The organism is uncultured Campylobacter sp. (genome assembly GCF_938045405.1).
In the GTDB taxonomy this organism is placed as follows: Bacteria; Campylobacterota; Campylobacteria; order Campylobacterales; family Campylobacteraceae; genus Campylobacter_B.
Map to the genome: position 1 here is coordinate 1 of NZ_CALIMW010000146.1, position 14,391 is coordinate 14,391.

The window sequence follows — 14,391 nt, forward strand, 5'->3', positions numbered from 1 at the left end:
AGAATTTTAAAATTTTGTGAAGTAAAATTTCAAAAATACTTTTCGGAATAAAATTCCTACAACTGTCTTTCGCGCAAACTTTGTGAGCCCCTTAACGCTCGCTCGCGAAGCTTGCTTGGACACGGGCGACATCCAAGCAAGACGAAAGTGCGGCGCCGAAAGACGGCATTACAATTAACCTCAGACGTTTCGTAAAAGCATATACAGGCGGCGTAACCCGCCCTACTCGCAGCCCTCGGGCGCAGCGGGCGAACCGCTCGTGTGCACAGCTTCGGACGCAGAAGCACACCACTCTAGCGCAGTCGGACGCGGGAGCGCAATCGCTCGCACCGCAACCTAAACACAGTGATCCAACGCTCGCATCGCGGCTCACAGCTCGTTCGAGTACAGGGGAAGATAACTGCTCTGCGCGCGTCAGGTTCATTCAAGCCAAAAATCGAACTAGGCACACGAAACTCATGTTATCGCAAGAACTGCGCGCTTTGAATTCGTTTGAGCGAGGGAGTGCAAACTGCTTAAAATTTTAAAATTTAGGCTCGAAAAAGGTATCTTCGTGGATGTTGGCAAAGGCGGCTTGCAGGCTGATAAAAAACCTCGGATGGGCCTTTTCGTACTGCGCCAAAAGCTCCTTCGTAGCGGCGCGCGCGGTGGGCTCCTTGCCGCCGTATTGCCTCGCGGGGCAGACCTCCTCCTCGCGCATGATCGGAAGCTCGTTATCTCTAGCACAGACGGCGATTTGGCGCTCGCGCGTGAGAATAAACGGACGGATGATCACAAGCCCGTTTTCGGCGACATAGCGCGGAGCGAGAGTGCGAAGCGCGCCGTTGAAGGTGAAATTCATAAAAAAGCTCTCCGCGGCGTCGTCGAGGTGGTGGGCGATGGCGATCTTATTAAAGCCGTGTTCGAGCGCGTAGGAGTAGATGTATCCGCGCCTCATACGCGAGCAAAAGCTGCAAAACGTGGTGTTTGCGCGGATCTTTTCCTTGCCGAATTCAAAAATTTTAGTATCGATTATCTCGTAGGGGATCTCGTGCTCTTTAAAATGCGCGCTTATCTCGCGCAGATCCTCGCCGATACCGTAAGTAACGGTGACGGCTCGAAACTCCCAATCTAGCGGGCTTACGCTTTGGAAGTGCTTCAGCACGTGCGCCAAGCTCATGCTGTCCTTACCGCCGCTAAGAGCTAGTAAAATTTTATCGCCGCGCTCGAACATCTTGTATTTAGCGTTGGTCTGTCCGACGCGGCGAAGTAGCTTTTTGGAGAGGTTTATCATAACCTTTCGATCATTTTTAGGACGAAATTTGCGCTCGTCTGCGCGCTTTTTACCATAAACTCGTCAAAGTCAAACTCCGCTTTGTGTCCCGCCTCGTCGCTTATCGCGCGCAGTATGCAAAACGGCACGCCCAGCGCGTCGCACACCTGCGCTACGCTCGCTCCCTCCATCTCGACCGCGCTTGCATCAAACGTCCGCTCGATCCAGCTCTTGCGCTCCTCGCCGCTTACGAACTGATCGCCGCTAGCGATGACGCCCGATTTTAGCGTGATGCCTAGCTGCTCGGCAACGCTTTGCGCGATAGAATTTAGCTTCGCGTCGGTTTGGACTGAAATTTTACTTCCCGGCACGAATCCGTGCGGATGCCCAAACGCCGTAATGTCCAGATCGTGCTGCACGAGTGCGGTGGCGTATAAAATTTCGCCGATCTTGATGCCGCTCTTCAAAGCCCCCGCGACGCCCGTAAAGATAAGCGCGCGCGCGCCGAATTTCTCGATCATGACCGTAGCGGTCAGGGCGGAATTTACCTTGCCAATCTTCGAATACGCGATCACGAGATCGTGGCCGTTAAGCTTAGCGGCGTAGAATTTATTATTCGCGTGCTCCACAGCCTCCACGCTCACGCCACGCTCGCGCAGCGCGGATAGCAGCGGCTCGATCTCTTCGGGCATGGCGCCCAGAATCGCTACTCTCATCCGTTTTCCTTTGCAAATTTCAGAAACTCGTCTAAGCTCGCAAGATCCGTGATGCTAAAGGTCGGCTTTTGCGTGATCTTTTTGTTTATACCTTTTAAAACCGCCGCACCGAACTCGACGAAGCAGTCTGCCTCGCCCTCGTAATTTTTGATACTTTGCTTGTAAAGCACGGGGCCAATAAGTTGGGCTCTAAGTAGCTCCAGCGCTTCGGATTTCGTCGTGTATGCGCGCGCCGTGGCGTTAGCAACGACTGGAGCGAAACTCTCTTTTAGCGCGGGGCGTAAAAATTCCAAAAGCTCGTTGCTGGCGCTTTGTAGCATAGGGCAGTGGCTCGCGACGCTCATATTAAGTAGCATCGCACGCTTTGCGCCCGCGGCTTTAAACTCGCCTTCGAGTGCTGCGAGATCATCTTTTTTGCCCGCGACTACGATCTGCCCATCGCAGTTATAATTCGCCGCCCAAACCTGCCTACCGGCGCTCGCCGCATCCGCGCAAATTTTTTCAACTGCCTCGTCGGCAAGAGCTAAGATCACCATCATTCCGGCGCCTTTGCCCTCGCAGGCGCTCTGCATGAGCCTGCCGCGAATATTTACTAGCTTTAACATCTGCTTCGGCTCTATGCCTCCCGCAGCGCTTAGCGCGCTAAACTCGCCCAGTGAGTGTCCGAGCAAAAACTGCGGAGCAATGCTAAGCTTTTCTTGATCCGCTCTTTCTTGCAGCGCCGCAAGCGCCATCATGGAATTTAATGCAATCGCGGGCTGCGTAAATTCCGAAACGCCAAGCTTGTCGTTAGGTTCAAACAGTAAATTTTTAAAATCGATGCCCGTAAATTTTGAAGCCTCATCCAAAAGCGCGCGCGCAGAGGCGGAGTTTTCGTAAAACTCCCTGCCCATGCCTACGCTTTGGCAGCCCTGTCCGGGGAAGATAAAAGCGAATTTCATAAAAAATCCTAATGCTCGTGGTGGTGCCCGCCGCAGCACTCGTGATCTTTTCCGTGATCGTGACCTCCGCAGCATTCATGACCGTCTGCATGCCCATGACCTCCGCAACACTCGTGATCCTCTGCGTGATCGTGTCCGTGTCCGCCGCAACACTCGTGTCCCTCGTGATGATGGTTATGTCCGCAACCGCAGCTGTGCGCACCCTCCGGCTGCCCGGTAAGAATTTCGTCCGCCGTCGCTTCGCGGTTCTCGACGATTTTTACGTTAAATTCCAGCTCCTTGCCCGCGAATGGATGGTTAAAGTCGATGGTGACATCCTGCTCGCCGATAGCTTTAACGCTCACGCGGGTAGTCGCGCCGTCCTCCGCCTGACCGAAAAGCTCCATGCCTACCGCCAGATCGATGCCCGCAAACTGCTCTTTAGGCAGGATTTGCACGGCGTCTTCTCTATACTCGCCGACCCCGTCACTAGGGCTTATTAGAACCGTTTTGCTCTCGCCCGCTTGTAGATTTAAAATTTCATCTTCCAGCTTTTGGATGATTTGATCTTTGCCGCTAAGAAAGGTGATCGGATCGGAGTTTAAATTTGACTCTAAAATTTCACCGGTTTTGCCGTCTTTTAGCTCATAATGCATCTTTATAACTCGGTTGTTAGCCATAGTTTTCTCCTGTTTAGAATTTTATTTTTGATTTTATATTTAAATTTAGGTTATCTAGCGGGCGCGGCTTTAGCTTCTTTGGAATCTGGGTATGAAGCTTTTAGCGCTTTGTAGAATTTATTTGCGCTGTCTTTATCGCCGATCTTATCGAAGCTGATCGCGGTGTGATAGAGGAGTTTTGGGGTGTAGTCTTGGCTCTCGTTGTGCGAGATGCTCTTTTTATAATAGTTTATCGCTTCTGCGTATGAGCCGGAAAAATATGAAATTTCGCCCAGCATATAGTTTGCCTTAGCGGGCTTGTAGTTCTTAGATACTAAATAATTGTAGCGCTCTTTTGCGCCGGAATAGTCTTTTTTGGCATATAAAGCGTCAGCTTCTTTCAATACTGAAGCTTGATCTTTTGATTTAAAATCGGAGTCTGATTTTGCACTAGCAGGGACTGAAACAGTGCCTGCGTCTAATTCAGCGTTTTTTTTTACGCTGCCGCTGCTGCCTAATTTTTTATTGATTTCAGCAATTTGGGCTTTTATAGTTGCGATATCTCGTTTCATCTGATCTAGCTCGCTGTTGCCTTGGCTTTTGCCGGTAGCGCGAATTTCTAGATCCGCCACCCTGTTTTCCAGGTTCGAAATTTTAGAATTTGTTCCTTCAAGGACGCTTCGCAAACCTTCGACACTCTCGCGTGTATTATCTACACTAGTTTGCATCTCGCTTATACGCTTGCGGTTGTCGCGCAATACTTGTTCGTTTTCGGTTAGTCCATAAGAGCTACCTGAATCAATATTGCCAGCATCAAATGCAGAAGTTTCTGCATTTAAAAAAGTGGCAGCTCCCAAAAGAGCCGCCACCGTGAAATTTTTAAATTTCAAATTAGAATCCAACTTTGAATTCGTCGCGTCTGTTTTGAGCGTCGCACTCTTTAGAATGCTCTGTGCAAGCCATATTGCTCTCGCCGTAGCTTACTACGGAAATTCTGCTCTCATTTACGCCTTGAGCAACCAATGCGTCTTTAGCTGCAGTAGCTCTCTTTAGACCAAGAGCATAGTTGTACTCATCAGAACCCCACTCGTCGCAGTTACCCTCAACTTTAACGGTTAGAGACTCTGCGCCTGCTTGGTTGAATAAAGCTGCGTTATTATTGATTGTGCCTTGTTGATCGGCTCTAATATTAAATTTATCAAAGTCGAAATAAACAGTACCAACTTCACTTTGGATCTGAGATGCCAAAGCAGCTAGTCTATCTGCATTACTTGTGCTTGTAGTATCGGCCTCTGGGGTCTTTTTAGAACAACCGCTCAATAATAGAGCAGCAACTGCTATCGAAGATAAAACTAAATGTTTCATTTTCTATCCTTTCAAAAAAAATTGAAGTCATTATATCACGAGATTTTTTAATATTTTACCAATCAACCGATTGAATTTTACCCACTCTTAACGGAAATTGAAAACTTTTATTCTCGTTAACTCTGATAATACCTACCGAGCTTCCGCTGCCGTCTTGCTTGATAAACATAATGCTGCCGCCATCGCTAGAAAATCTAGGAAACATATTTTTGCCGCTAGCCGTTAACTGGCGAATCATATCGGTTTGAGTTGAGATTAAATATATATTAAATCCGCCCCCGCCGTCGCGACTAGAGTAAGTAACATAATTGCCATTTGTGCTGATGGAGTTATTGTTTTTGCCGTGATAGACGAGCTGCTGAACGTTGCCGCCATTTATGCTAGTGGCGAATACGTTTGGATAACCCAGACGATCGCTCACAAAAGCCACGCGCGAATCGCCGTCGATAAAATTTCCATTTACATCAATGCCTGCATAATCAGTAATTTGCTTAGCGCTGCCCGAGGCTATATCATATAAATAAATATCGGGTTGATCTTTAGGCGCATTGGTGATTAGAAGCTTTCTGCCGTCGGCGCTTACATCTGAAGCTATCGTCATGCCATGACCGGTAAAAATTTTACTCTTGCTACCGTTGGATAGATTAAATTTATAGATAGCGGGCGTATTTTTATTGACATAGTAGGTATAATAAAATTCGTTCTGCGCTGCGCTTGCCCATTTAGGGAAGATATTTAATCCGCCGCGAAGCACAACCTGCTGGTAAGTAAGCGTATAGTCAGCCACCATGATCTCGCTCTCACGCGTCGAAGTGTAGCGAGAGAGCAAAATCATCTCCTTCATCCAATCGACGTTTGAGTACCCTAGCTGCTTGACGATCTCAGATACCGCCATGTGTGCCAAAAACGGATACTTTTCGGCATTTGAAAGCGTAAAGCTCTTCTCGTACATCACCCTGCCGCTGTTTGCCTCAAGCACTTTGGCTTTTAGGCTCATCGGCGAGCTTTTATCACTTACTGCGTAACGCACGATAAGAGCGGCACCGCTAGAGCCTAGATTGTCGGAAGCGCCCGCATCATAGCTGCTTTGTAGATACTCGTCGCTGACTTCAAAAGTCGCGCCGACCTTTAGATCGCCCACCATAAGTTTAAAGAATTTGTTGCCAAATTCTGAATTTGCAAGGTTCGATGCATCTTGAACGACGATTTTAGGTAGATTTACCCCTTCGTTTACGATAGACATAGTCGCATCTGCCGCGAAAATGCTACTACAAAATGCAAGAATCAAAAGTAGTTTCTTCATCTTTTCTCCTTAATTTGATCTGATTTAACATTATATTTTAAAAAAATCGCAAATTTACGAGGCTTATTGTCTGGCGCTTTTACAAAGCGTTGTTCCGAAAGCCTCACCAAAAAGTTCTTAAGTTTTTTGCGGAATATTTCATCCCCCTCCAAATAATCTGTGCTATAATCAATAACTTTCCCATCAGCACTTAAGCTTACGTTGAGTAGCACGCTGCCTTCAGCAGGAGTCATTTTTTGCGCCCACCACAAATAACCCAGCTGCTTTTTAACATCATTATAATAAATTTTAATTTTATAGGAATTTTGAATTTCGGTGTTTAAATTTGAAGAGGTAGAATTTTTAGCAGAATCCACATCTTCTGCAAAAAGCATACAGCAAAAGGCAAAAATACAAAAAAGTCTCTTCACTTTTTTTCCTTACAAATTCTAATTTGTCTTCATTACGTCGGACATCCTAGTATCAATCTCGTGCGACGCTCCGTCGGGAGATTTCGGGAAACTCTGAGTCGATAGATTATCCAAAAAATCTCGCAACTTCTGGTTAAATTCCGTCTCTCGCCCCAGCTCTATAATAGTATAATCCGCTACTCGCCCATCTGCGCTAAAGACTATCTTAATCCTTGCGTCGTCCTTCGCGGTCGCCACATATCTGCTCCATAGAACTTGAAGCTTCTTCTCGATAGCGCCGTAATAAGCGTTATACTCGCCCGTCCTTTGCGTCCTGCCGCCAAGCTTATCGGATTTGACGACAGCATTTTTAGATGCCGCTTTATCCTTAGCACTAGAGGTGGCGGTTTCTTTATCGGACTTTTTGTTACTCTGAACGGCGTCGCTAGCTTTAGCGCTCTCCTCAAGCTTCTTATTGTCCTTAGTCGTATCCGAAAAAAGATCGCTCAAGCTCGGTTTTTCCTCTTTTTTTGGCTCCGGCTTAGTTTCCTCTTTTTTCTCTACTACTTTTTCGGAAGGTTTATCTTCCAACTTAGGCTCAGGCTTGGGCTCCTCTTTTTTGGGCTCAGCTTTAGGCTCGTCCTTTTTAGGTTCCGGCTTCGGCTCTTCCTTCGGCTTTTCGGGCTCTTTCGGCTTTGCCTGCACCGGAGGCGGCGGAACTACTTGCGCCGTAGTCTTAATTTTATCCTCCGGCACGTCCTTAATATTCTTATTTTCAAACTCGCCCTGCTTCGTTTCTTTAGCGATTTCAGGCGCGGACGGAAGTTTATCATCTATTTCGAAATCAAAAGTAACATCCATATAATCGTTGGGATTGTCGGTATATTTTTTAAATTTTTCCTGCGGCTTTGAAATTTGATATAAAAGAACGAAAATCACCAGCAGATAGGCAAAAAGGGCGATTAAAAACGATTTAAAATTATCGTATTTAACCCCCGTAAAATTTGAATAATTAGCCATTTGTTTGAAGCGCGACTTTAGTAAAACCCGCTTGCTTTAAGCTCTTTAAGACAAACATTACATCGTCATAAACGAGTCTCTTATCGGCTTGGATATAGACGGGTTTTTCCAAGCTATACTTGCCGGTGCCTTTAAGCAGCACGAGATTATCCGGGAATTCAGCTAGGCTCATCGAGCTTTTGTCGATATAAACCTTGCGATCTTCGCCGATACGCACAAGCAAGAATTCTGCGGTATTTTCCGAAACCTGTGCTTTTGAGCCGCTAGGCAGTTCGATCTTCTCATCGTAGATAATCGCCGTTTGCGCGACCATTAAAATCGCTAGCAAAACAAGCATAATATCGACGAGCGGAGTGATATTTAACTCTGGATTTTCGTCGAAATTATACATTAAATAGCTTTTCCAGTGTTTGCTTTAAATAGCAAAATATCCGCTGTACGATTTATAATGCTCATAACTTCGTATGCTTTGCGTTTTATAAGTAAGCTAAAGGTGTATGCGGGTATCGCTACAAAAATTCCACATCCTGTGGCAACCAGGGCCTCGCTAATCGCAGGAGCGATAGTATCGATGCCGGAATTTCCACCGCCGAGCTTGGAAAATGTGTGAAGTATGCTAACAACTGTACCGAACAGCCCGATAAACGGCGAAGTGGAGGCGACGATAGATAGCCAAGTAAGTCCGCTAGTGGAGTCGCGTTCGGCCTTGCCTTTATAAATTTCCAAGGCTTCTTTTGAAATTTTATCGGTATTTACTTTTTGAAAAATAGAGCCCGAAAGCGAAATCCTACCACCCATCAGCAAGGATTCGAGTGCCTTTGCTTCGCGGTGTTGCCACGCACTAAGCCCTACAAATCTAGAGATCAGAATCGTAAAGGTTACGATAAAATAAATGGACAACCAAGAGAGCACGAATATCGTAATAAACGTGCTTCTTGAAAAATAACTTAAAATCAGATCTAACATATTTAATTTTGCCTTGCGAATTCGTCGACTCTAGCCATGATTGCTGCGGAATTTGCCGCATCGGAGCTAATAGATGCAAGCATATCTTTGGCGCGCTGCAAAGACTTCGCTACGGCGCTTTCGCTATCGCCTCCGATAGCTACGGCTTGAGTGGCTAGGATAGTAGTTTTTTCTTCGGTAACTTCCAAAAATCCGTCGTTTACCAAAACAAGCTGCTTTTTGCCATCTTTATCTACGATCTCAACGACTCCGCCTTCGCTTTTATCTTTAAGCCCCGTTAGCAAGCTCGCATGCCCTGGCAAAATACCCATTTCGCCAGTAATGCCGGGGAGCTGGACGGATTTGACTTCGCCCGAAAAGACCATCCCTTCGGGCGTAACGATATCTAAAAGCAAAAATTCTTTCATCTTAAAATTCCTATGCTTTCATCTTTTCAGCTTTTGCCACTACCTCGTCGATATTTCCTACCATATAAAAGGCATTCTCCGGCAGATCGTCGTATTTGCCCTCTAAAATTCCCTTAAAGCCAGCAATAGTTTCCTCTAGCGAAATATATTTGCCCGGACTTCCGGTAAATACCTCGGCTACGAAAAACGGCTGAGATAGATAGCGCTCGATCTTTCTAGCGCGCTCGACTACGAGCTTATCCTCTTCGCTAAGCTCGTCCATACCTAAAATCGCGATAATGTCTTGCAAATCTTTATATTTCTGAAGCACCGCTTGGACGCCGCGAGCGACCTTGTAATGCTCCTCGCCGATGATTTGCGGATCAAGCATTCTTGAGGTCGAATCAAGTGGGTCAACGGCAGGATAAATTCCTTTTTCGGCGATCGCTCTGTTTAGAACGGTCGTCGCATCAAGGTGCGCAAAAACGGTCGCCGGCGCAGGGTCAGTAAGGTCGTCCGCAGGCACATAAACGGCCTGAACGGAGGTGATGGAGCCCTTTTTAGTAGAAGTGATGCGTTCTTGCAGTTTACCCATTTCGCTAGCAAGAGTAGGCTGATAGCCGACCGCCGATGGAATTCGTCCCAAAAGCGCGGACATCTCCGAACCCGACTGCGAGAAACGGAAGATATTATCGATAAACATCAAAACGTCAAGCCCAAGCTCGTCGCGGAAATACTCGGCCATCGTAAGACCGGTTAGCGCGATACGGTTTCTCGCACCCGGCGGCTCATTCATCTGACCGTAGGTTAAGGCGACTTTATCCAAAACGCCCGATTCTTTCATCTCGTTATAAAGGTCGTTCCCCTCTCTCGTTCGCTCACCGACGCCCGCAAATACGGAGTAACCGCTGTGTTTGAAAGCGACGTTGTGAATCAGCTCCATGATGATGACGGTCTTGCCAACGCCAGCACCGCCGAATAGTCCTACTTTGCCGCCCTTCGCGTAAGGGGCTAGCAGATCGACTACCTTAATGCCGGTTTCAAAAATTTCGCTCTTCGTGCTTTGGTTTTCAAAGCTAGGCGGATCTCTGTGGATCGACCAGCGGGTTTCAAATTTTTCATCCTCGCCCTCGTCGATCAGATCGCCCGTGACATTAAAAATTCTACCCAAAACTTTCTCGCCCACAGGCACCGTAATAGGCGCGCCAAGAGCCGTAGCCTCAAGCCCTCGCCTAAGTCCATCGCTCATATCCATAGCGATCGTGCGGACGCGATTATCTCCAAGGTGCGCGGCTACCTCTAGGATCAGCCTGCGATGAGCGCCTTCGACGTCAAATTTAACCTCGATAGCTTCATTAATCTTCGGCAAATAGTCCTTGAAATCGACATCGACCACGGGACCCATTACCTGAGAAATTATTCCTTTCATCCGTTTTCCTTTCATTTCATTGATTCGACGCCGCTTATGATCTCGATAAGCTCAGTCGTGATAGAGCCTTGTCTGGCTTTGTTGTATGCTAAATTTAACTGCGATACGCGTTCTTTGGCGTTATTTGTCGCATTCTCCATAGCGTTCATTCTCGAGCAGTGCTCCGCGGCCAAAGAGTCGATCAGCGCGTAATACATGCTGTAGCTAAGATAGCTCTGGATTAAATTTAACATCAATGTTTCTTCATCCTCAGGGCTTTCAACCTCTACTTCCAATGTAGATGTTTTTAAAGCGTCCTCATTAATCGCAGGCTCACCGATCGGCACCAACGTATTTACCCGCATCTCTTGGGTAATCATATTCAAATAGCCGTTGTGGATAAGTATGACTTCGTCGGTTTTGCCTTCGTTAAAATCCTTAACCGCGGCTTGGACGATTTCGTTAGCTTTCTCGGACGATGGAGATGAGCTCACGCCGATATATCGCTCCAAAAGCTCAATGCCTTGAAAATCAAAATACTCTATCCCCTTTTTGCCTACGGCGCGAAGGCGAACCTTGATCTTTTTAGCCTTAAGCTCCTCGATCAAAGCTTTGATCTTTTTGATGGTGTTGATATTAAAACCGCCGCAAAGCCCTTTATCTGCGGTGATAAACAGCAGATCAACCACCTTTACCTCTCGAGTGGTATCAAAAATTCTAAGTTTTTCGTCGTTGCCCGAATTATTGCCTACGTAATTTTTAACGCGCGCAGAAATTTCACCCAAGACCTCGTTAATCTTCACCGCATAAGCTCGCGAGCGCATCGCCGCTTCTTTAGTGTTTTTAAGCTTAACGTTGGAGACCAGCTTCATAGCTTTGGTAGTCTTCTCCGTATTTCTGACGCTTTTGATTTGAAGTTTTATATCCTTTAAATTTGCCATAATTTAGCCTTTTTAAGCGGCAAAGGTCGCTTTAAAGTCATTTAGAGCCTTGATTAAATTTTCTTCCAAATCCTTCTCGATGGTCTTTTTGCTTCTGATCTCTTCAAAAATTTCAGGATATTTCGCCTCGATATATGGATATAGCTCAGCTTCAAATTTGCCAATAGAGCTCGTAGGCACATCGTCCAAAAATCCGCGGCTTCCCGCAAAGATGATCACTACTTGATTTTCGACCGGAAGCGGCGAATAAGGAGGTTGCTTTAAAATTTCGACCATTCTTTGTCCGCGATCCAGCTGCTTACGGCTACTTTCGTCCAAATCACTCGCAAACTGCGCAAACGCCTGAAGTTCGCGGTATTGAGCAAGATCTAGGCGTAAGGTTCCAGAGACCTTTTTGATCGCTTTAATCTGTGCAGAACCGCCGACGCGGCTAACGGATAGACCCACGTTGATCGCAGGACGAATTCCAGAGTTAAATAGACCAGATTCTAGGAAAATTTGACCGTCGGTAATGGAAATGACGTTTGTAGGGATATATGCCGAAACGTCGCCTGCCTGCGTCTCGATAATAGGAAGCGCCGTTAGGCTGCCTGCACCGAGTGCATCGCTTAGTTTGCTAGCGCGCTCAAGTAGGCGGGAGTGCAGGTAAAATACATCGCCAGGATACGCCTCGCGTCCCGGCGGACGGCGCAAGATAAGCGACATCTCGCGGTACGCAACCGCATGCTTGCTCAAATCATCGTAGATGATAAGTGCATGGCGGGAGTTATCTCTGAAATACTCGCCCATGGTGCAGCCCGAATACGGAGCCAAGTATTGAAGCGCAGCCGCCTCGCTAGCACCCGCCGCAACTACTATCGTATAATCCATCGCGCCGTATTCTTCAAGCTTTTTAACGACTTGCGCGACGGTAGATTGTTTCTGTCCGATCGCTACATAGATGCAAACGACGTCTTGGCCCTTTTGATTGATGATGGTATCAACAGCAACGGTGGTTTTTCCTGTTTGGCGGTCGCCGATGATGAGCTCGCGCTGTCCGCGACCGATCGGCACTAATGCGTCTATCGCTTTAAGACCGGTTTGAAGCGGTTCGTGGACGGATTTACGAGCCATGATACCTTTGGCCTTTTCTTCGACAAATCTAGTGTCGCTAGTCTCTATCGCGCCCTTGCCATCGATTGGCTCGCCTAGAGCGTTTACCACGCGACCGATTAATGCATCACCTACCGGAACGCGCAAAAGCTTACCCAGTCTTTTTACGCTGCTTCCTTCGTTTATGCCGCTAGTATCGCCCAAAATAACGATACCGACACTGCTTTCCTCTAAATTTAACGCGATACCACGAGCTCCGTTTTCGAATTCGACCATCTCGTTAGCCATTACGTTTTTTAAGCCGTAAACATTAGCAACGCCGTCTGCGACCGAAACGACCTTACCGGTTTCTTCGATATCAACGCTAAGATCGAAATTTTCGATTCGCTCTTTGATTATGCTGCTGATTTCGTCTGCCTTAATTTTCGCACCCACGCTTTACTCCTTTAAATTGCTTTTAAAATATATTCGCTCATTTTTTGTTTCAATCTATCAACTGAAAAACTAATCTCAAATCCAAGATCCTCGACTTCGATCTTAATACCCTCAAGCTCACTTTTAACGGATTGAAGAGTAATATCTGCATTAAATTTCTTTGAAATTTTAGTCTCTAGCTCTTTTATTTTCGCGGCGTCTATTTCGGTGGCGGAATAAATTTTGCCCAAATATTTATTATCCAGCGCCGCAATATTCTTGCGCAGTTCCTCGACTATCTGTGGAATTAGCGCAATACGCCTATTCTTAGCTAAAAGTTTAATAAAATTTACGATTTTTTCGCTTGGATTTTTTATAAATGACGCGATAAGTTCCACTTTGGATTCCTCTTTTAGCGTCGGAGATTTTACAATATCTTGGAATTTTGGAATTCTAAATGCGCTCGCGACGCTCTCTAACGTCTGTAAAACAGAGCCTAGTTCATCTTTTTTGTAGCTCAGTATCAGGGCGTTTACATATCTTTTTGAGGTGTTATTTATCATCATCCGACCTTTTTCTCTACGATTTTAACCAGTTTGTCTTGACCGAATTTAATGTCATCTGATGCAAAAACGTCATCCAGAATCTCGCCTACGACCTCTTTTTTGATCTTGCGCGCCTCAAAGCTCTTCTGCTCGTCGAAAGATTTTTGCAAATTCGCAATCTCTTGCTCGGTTGCATTTTTTATCTTTTCGGCAGCGAATACGATCTCTTTTTTAGCGGTTTCGATTAAAGCTGCGCCTTGAACCTTGGCATCTTGCAGATCTTTTTTAGCTTGTTCCTTGCGAGCTGCAGACTCTTTTAAAATTTTTTGATTAGCCTCAAGTCTAGATGCGATGCCGTTGATTCTACCTTGATATGCTGCTTTTGCGGGACCTTTTAAAAGATAAAACAAAATTCCGAAAAACAAAATGAAATTTATGCTTCGCCACAGCACGTCGTAGTCTTTGACTCCATCGTGCCCACCGCTTGCTAAAACAAACGCCGGAACGATAAATAAAAATAGATATTTTTTCATACTAAAAACCTCATACTTTAGCCACGGCAGTGCTCAGGGCATTTTTAAATTCCGGAATTTTGGCTTGCAAATCATTTTTTAGGTTGCGCTTTTGCTCATCCAAACCGCCTAAGAATTGATCGAAATCTTCCTCCATAGCGGCTTTTTTCTCGGCTATTTCTCTGGCGGCAGCCTGCTTTGCGCTATCCATCGCCTCTTGCTTTATTTTAACAGCCTGCAACTTCGCAGCATCCATGATTCTTACGATCTCTGCTTTATCGGCATCTGCATCCTGTGCGTTTTTCATCGCATTTGCCTCATCTTCTTTAATAATAGCTTCTCGCTTTTCCATATGCAAAAGTAGCGGTCTATAAAGCTTGATATTTAAGAAGTAAATCAAAGCTAAAAATACGACGATGGTCGTTATCATGGCGGTCAAACTTACGTCTAGCATCGCACTTCCTCCAGGTTAGTTTTAAACAAAATGCGTATTTTACAATATG

18 protein-coding genes are annotated in these 14,391 nt (G+C 46.1%); all 18 read right to left on the bottom strand.

Translation table 11 applies throughout. The features are described 5' to 3' along the window. Nucleotides 1-523: 523 nt before the first annotated feature. The 18 genes from Q0140_RS05690 to Q0140_RS05775 are packed head-to-tail and all read right to left on the bottom strand — an operon-like array spanning nucleotide 524 to nucleotide 14,342. On the bottom strand, nucleotides 524-1,273 hold the full coding sequence (locus Q0140_RS05690) for an ATP-binding protein (protein WP_297962701.1): 750 nt from the start codon (nucleotides 1,271-1,273) through the stop codon (nucleotides 524-526). Next, on the bottom strand, nucleotides 1,270-1,968 hold the full coding sequence (locus Q0140_RS05695; RefSeq protein WP_297962703.1) for a 5'-methylthioadenosine/adenosylhomocysteine nucleosidase: 699 nt from the start codon (nucleotides 1,966-1,968) through the stop codon (nucleotides 1,270-1,272). Before Q0140_RS05695 ends, Q0140_RS05690 begins: the two co-directional genes overlap by 4 nt. Next, nucleotides 1,965-2,909 (bottom strand): ACP S-malonyltransferase, encoded by a 945-nt coding sequence (gene fabD / locus Q0140_RS05700; RefSeq protein ID WP_297962705.1) that lies wholly within the window; start codon nucleotides 2,907-2,909, stop codon nucleotides 1,965-1,967. The genes Q0140_RS05695 and fabD overlap by 4 nt, the downstream gene beginning before the upstream one ends. Before the next feature lie 8 nt (nucleotides 2,910-2,917). After that, nucleotides 2,918-3,568 (bottom strand): FKBP-type peptidyl-prolyl cis-trans isomerase, encoded by a 651-nt coding sequence (locus tag Q0140_RS05705; protein WP_297962707.1) that lies wholly within the window; start codon nucleotides 3,566-3,568, stop codon nucleotides 2,918-2,920. A 50-nt stretch (nucleotides 3,569-3,618) separates the two neighbouring features. Then, complete coding sequence (locus Q0140_RS05710; RefSeq protein WP_297962709.1) at nucleotides 3,619-4,437, bottom strand: tetratricopeptide repeat protein; 819 nt, start codon at nucleotides 4,435-4,437, stop codon at nucleotides 3,619-3,621. 1 nt (nucleotide 4,438) lies between these two features. Continuing rightward, nucleotides 4,439-4,912 carry an OmpA family protein gene (locus Q0140_RS05715; protein WP_291938293.1) on the bottom strand — a complete coding sequence of 158 codons (474 nt, stop codon included), beginning with the start codon at nucleotides 4,910-4,912 and terminating at the stop codon, nucleotides 4,439-4,441. A 55-nt stretch (nucleotides 4,913-4,967) separates the two neighbouring features. Continuing rightward, nucleotides 4,968-6,215, bottom strand: a complete 1,248-nt coding sequence (tolB, locus tag Q0140_RS05720; RefSeq protein ID WP_177389413.1) for a Tol-Pal system protein TolB — start codon at nucleotides 6,213-6,215, stop codon at nucleotides 4,968-4,970. Next, nucleotides 6,212-6,625: a hypothetical protein gene (locus Q0140_RS05725; RefSeq protein WP_297962711.1), complete on the bottom strand. Its 414-nt coding sequence runs from the start codon at nucleotides 6,623-6,625 to the stop codon at nucleotides 6,212-6,214. Before Q0140_RS05725 ends, tolB begins: the two co-directional genes overlap by 4 nt. A gap of 18 nt (nucleotides 6,626-6,643) precedes the next feature. Beyond that, complete coding sequence (locus Q0140_RS05730) at nucleotides 6,644-7,624, bottom strand: TonB C-terminal domain-containing protein (RefSeq protein ID WP_297962713.1); 981 nt, start codon at nucleotides 7,622-7,624, stop codon at nucleotides 6,644-6,646. Beyond that, nucleotides 7,617-8,015 (bottom strand): biopolymer transporter ExbD, encoded by a 399-nt coding sequence (locus tag Q0140_RS05735; RefSeq protein WP_005869629.1) that lies wholly within the window; start codon nucleotides 8,013-8,015, stop codon nucleotides 7,617-7,619. Before Q0140_RS05735 ends, Q0140_RS05730 begins: the two co-directional genes overlap by 8 nt. After that, nucleotides 8,015-8,590: a MotA/TolQ/ExbB proton channel family protein gene (locus tag Q0140_RS05740; RefSeq protein WP_297894471.1), complete on the bottom strand. Its 576-nt coding sequence runs from the start codon at nucleotides 8,588-8,590 to the stop codon at nucleotides 8,015-8,017. The genes Q0140_RS05735 and Q0140_RS05740 overlap by 1 nt, the downstream gene beginning before the upstream one ends. A gap of 2 nt (nucleotides 8,591-8,592) precedes the next feature. Then, entirely contained in the window at nucleotides 8,593-8,997 is a 405-nt protein-coding gene (gene atpC, locus Q0140_RS05745; protein ID WP_297962715.1) for an ATP synthase F1 subunit epsilon, read from the bottom strand. Nucleotides 8,998-9,007: 10 nt separating this feature from the next. Next, entirely contained in the window at nucleotides 9,008-10,405 is a 1,398-nt protein-coding gene (atpD, locus tag Q0140_RS05750; RefSeq protein WP_295151010.1) for a F0F1 ATP synthase subunit beta, read from the bottom strand. Between the two features lie 11 nt (nucleotides 10,406-10,416). Beyond that, on the bottom strand, nucleotides 10,417-11,325 hold the full coding sequence (gene atpG / locus Q0140_RS05755) for an ATP synthase F1 subunit gamma (RefSeq protein WP_297900610.1): 909 nt from the start codon (nucleotides 11,323-11,325) through the stop codon (nucleotides 10,417-10,419). 12 nt (nucleotides 11,326-11,337) lie between these two features. Continuing rightward, a complete protein-coding gene (gene atpA / locus Q0140_RS05760) occupies nucleotides 11,338-12,852 on the bottom strand; it encodes a F0F1 ATP synthase subunit alpha (RefSeq protein WP_297962717.1) in 1,515 nt (504 codons plus the stop codon). Between the two features lie 11 nt (nucleotides 12,853-12,863). After that, a complete protein-coding gene (locus Q0140_RS05765; RefSeq protein ID WP_297962719.1) occupies nucleotides 12,864-13,394 on the bottom strand; it encodes a F0F1 ATP synthase subunit delta in 531 nt (176 codons plus the stop codon). Beyond that, complete coding sequence (locus Q0140_RS05770; protein WP_297962721.1) at nucleotides 13,394-13,909, bottom strand: F0F1 ATP synthase subunit B; 516 nt, start codon at nucleotides 13,907-13,909, stop codon at nucleotides 13,394-13,396. The genes Q0140_RS05765 and Q0140_RS05770 overlap by 1 nt, the downstream gene beginning before the upstream one ends. A 10-nt stretch (nucleotides 13,910-13,919) precedes the next feature. Beyond that, nucleotides 13,920-14,342, bottom strand: coding sequence for a F0F1 ATP synthase subunit B' (locus tag Q0140_RS05775; RefSeq protein WP_297900601.1), 423 nt, complete (start codon nucleotides 14,340-14,342; stop codon nucleotides 13,920-13,922). Between the last annotated feature and the right edge of the window lie 49 nt (nucleotides 14,343-14,391).

Bases quoted from the DNA above. Each gene is read 5' to 3' on its own strand.
- Q0140_RS05690 (WP_297962701.1), bottom strand. From the start codon at position 1,273: ATGATAAACCTCTCCAAAAAGCTACTTCGCCGCGTCGGACAGACCAAC.
- Q0140_RS05695 (WP_297962703.1), bottom strand. From the start codon at position 1,968: ATGAGAGTAGCGATTCTGGGCGCCATGCCCGAAGAGATCGAGCCGCTG.
- fabD (WP_297962705.1), bottom strand. From the start codon at position 2,909: ATGAAATTCGCTTTTATCTTCCCCGGACAGGGCTGCCAAAGCGTAGGC.
- Q0140_RS05705 (WP_297962707.1), bottom strand. From the start codon at position 3,568: ATGGCTAACAACCGAGTTATAAAGATGCATTATGAGCTAAAAGACGGC.
- Q0140_RS05715 (WP_291938293.1), bottom strand. From the start codon at position 4,912: ATGAAACATTTAGTTTTATCTTCGATAGCAGTTGCTGCTCTATTATTG.
- tolB (WP_177389413.1), bottom strand. From the start codon at position 6,215: ATGAAGAAACTACTTTTGATTCTTGCATTTTGTAGTAGCATTTTCGCG.
- Q0140_RS05730 (WP_297962713.1), bottom strand. From the start codon at position 7,624: ATGGCTAATTATTCAAATTTTACGGGGGTTAAATACGATAATTTTAAA.
- Q0140_RS05735 (WP_005869629.1), bottom strand. From the start codon at position 8,015: ATGTATAATTTCGACGAAAATCCAGAGTTAAATATCACTCCGCTCGTC.
- Q0140_RS05740 (WP_297894471.1), bottom strand. From the start codon at position 8,590: ATGTTAGATCTGATTTTAAGTTATTTTTCAAGAAGCACGTTTATTACG.
- atpC (WP_297962715.1), bottom strand. From the start codon at position 8,997: ATGAAAGAATTTTTGCTTTTAGATATCGTTACGCCCGAAGGGATGGTC.
- atpD (WP_295151010.1), bottom strand. From the start codon at position 10,405: ATGAAAGGAATAATTTCTCAGGTAATGGGTCCCGTGGTCGATGTCGAT.
- atpG (WP_297900610.1), bottom strand. From the start codon at position 11,325: ATGGCAAATTTAAAGGATATAAAACTTCAAATCAAAAGCGTCAGAAAT.
- Q0140_RS05765 (WP_297962719.1), bottom strand. From the start codon at position 13,394: ATGATAAATAACACCTCAAAAAGATATGTAAACGCCCTGATACTGAGC.
- Q0140_RS05770 (WP_297962721.1), bottom strand. From the start codon at position 13,909: ATGAAAAAATATCTATTTTTATTTATCGTTCCGGCGTTTGTTTTAGCA.
- Q0140_RS05775 (WP_297900601.1), bottom strand. From the start codon at position 14,342: ATGCTAGACGTAAGTTTGACCGCCATGATAACGACCATCGTCGTATTT.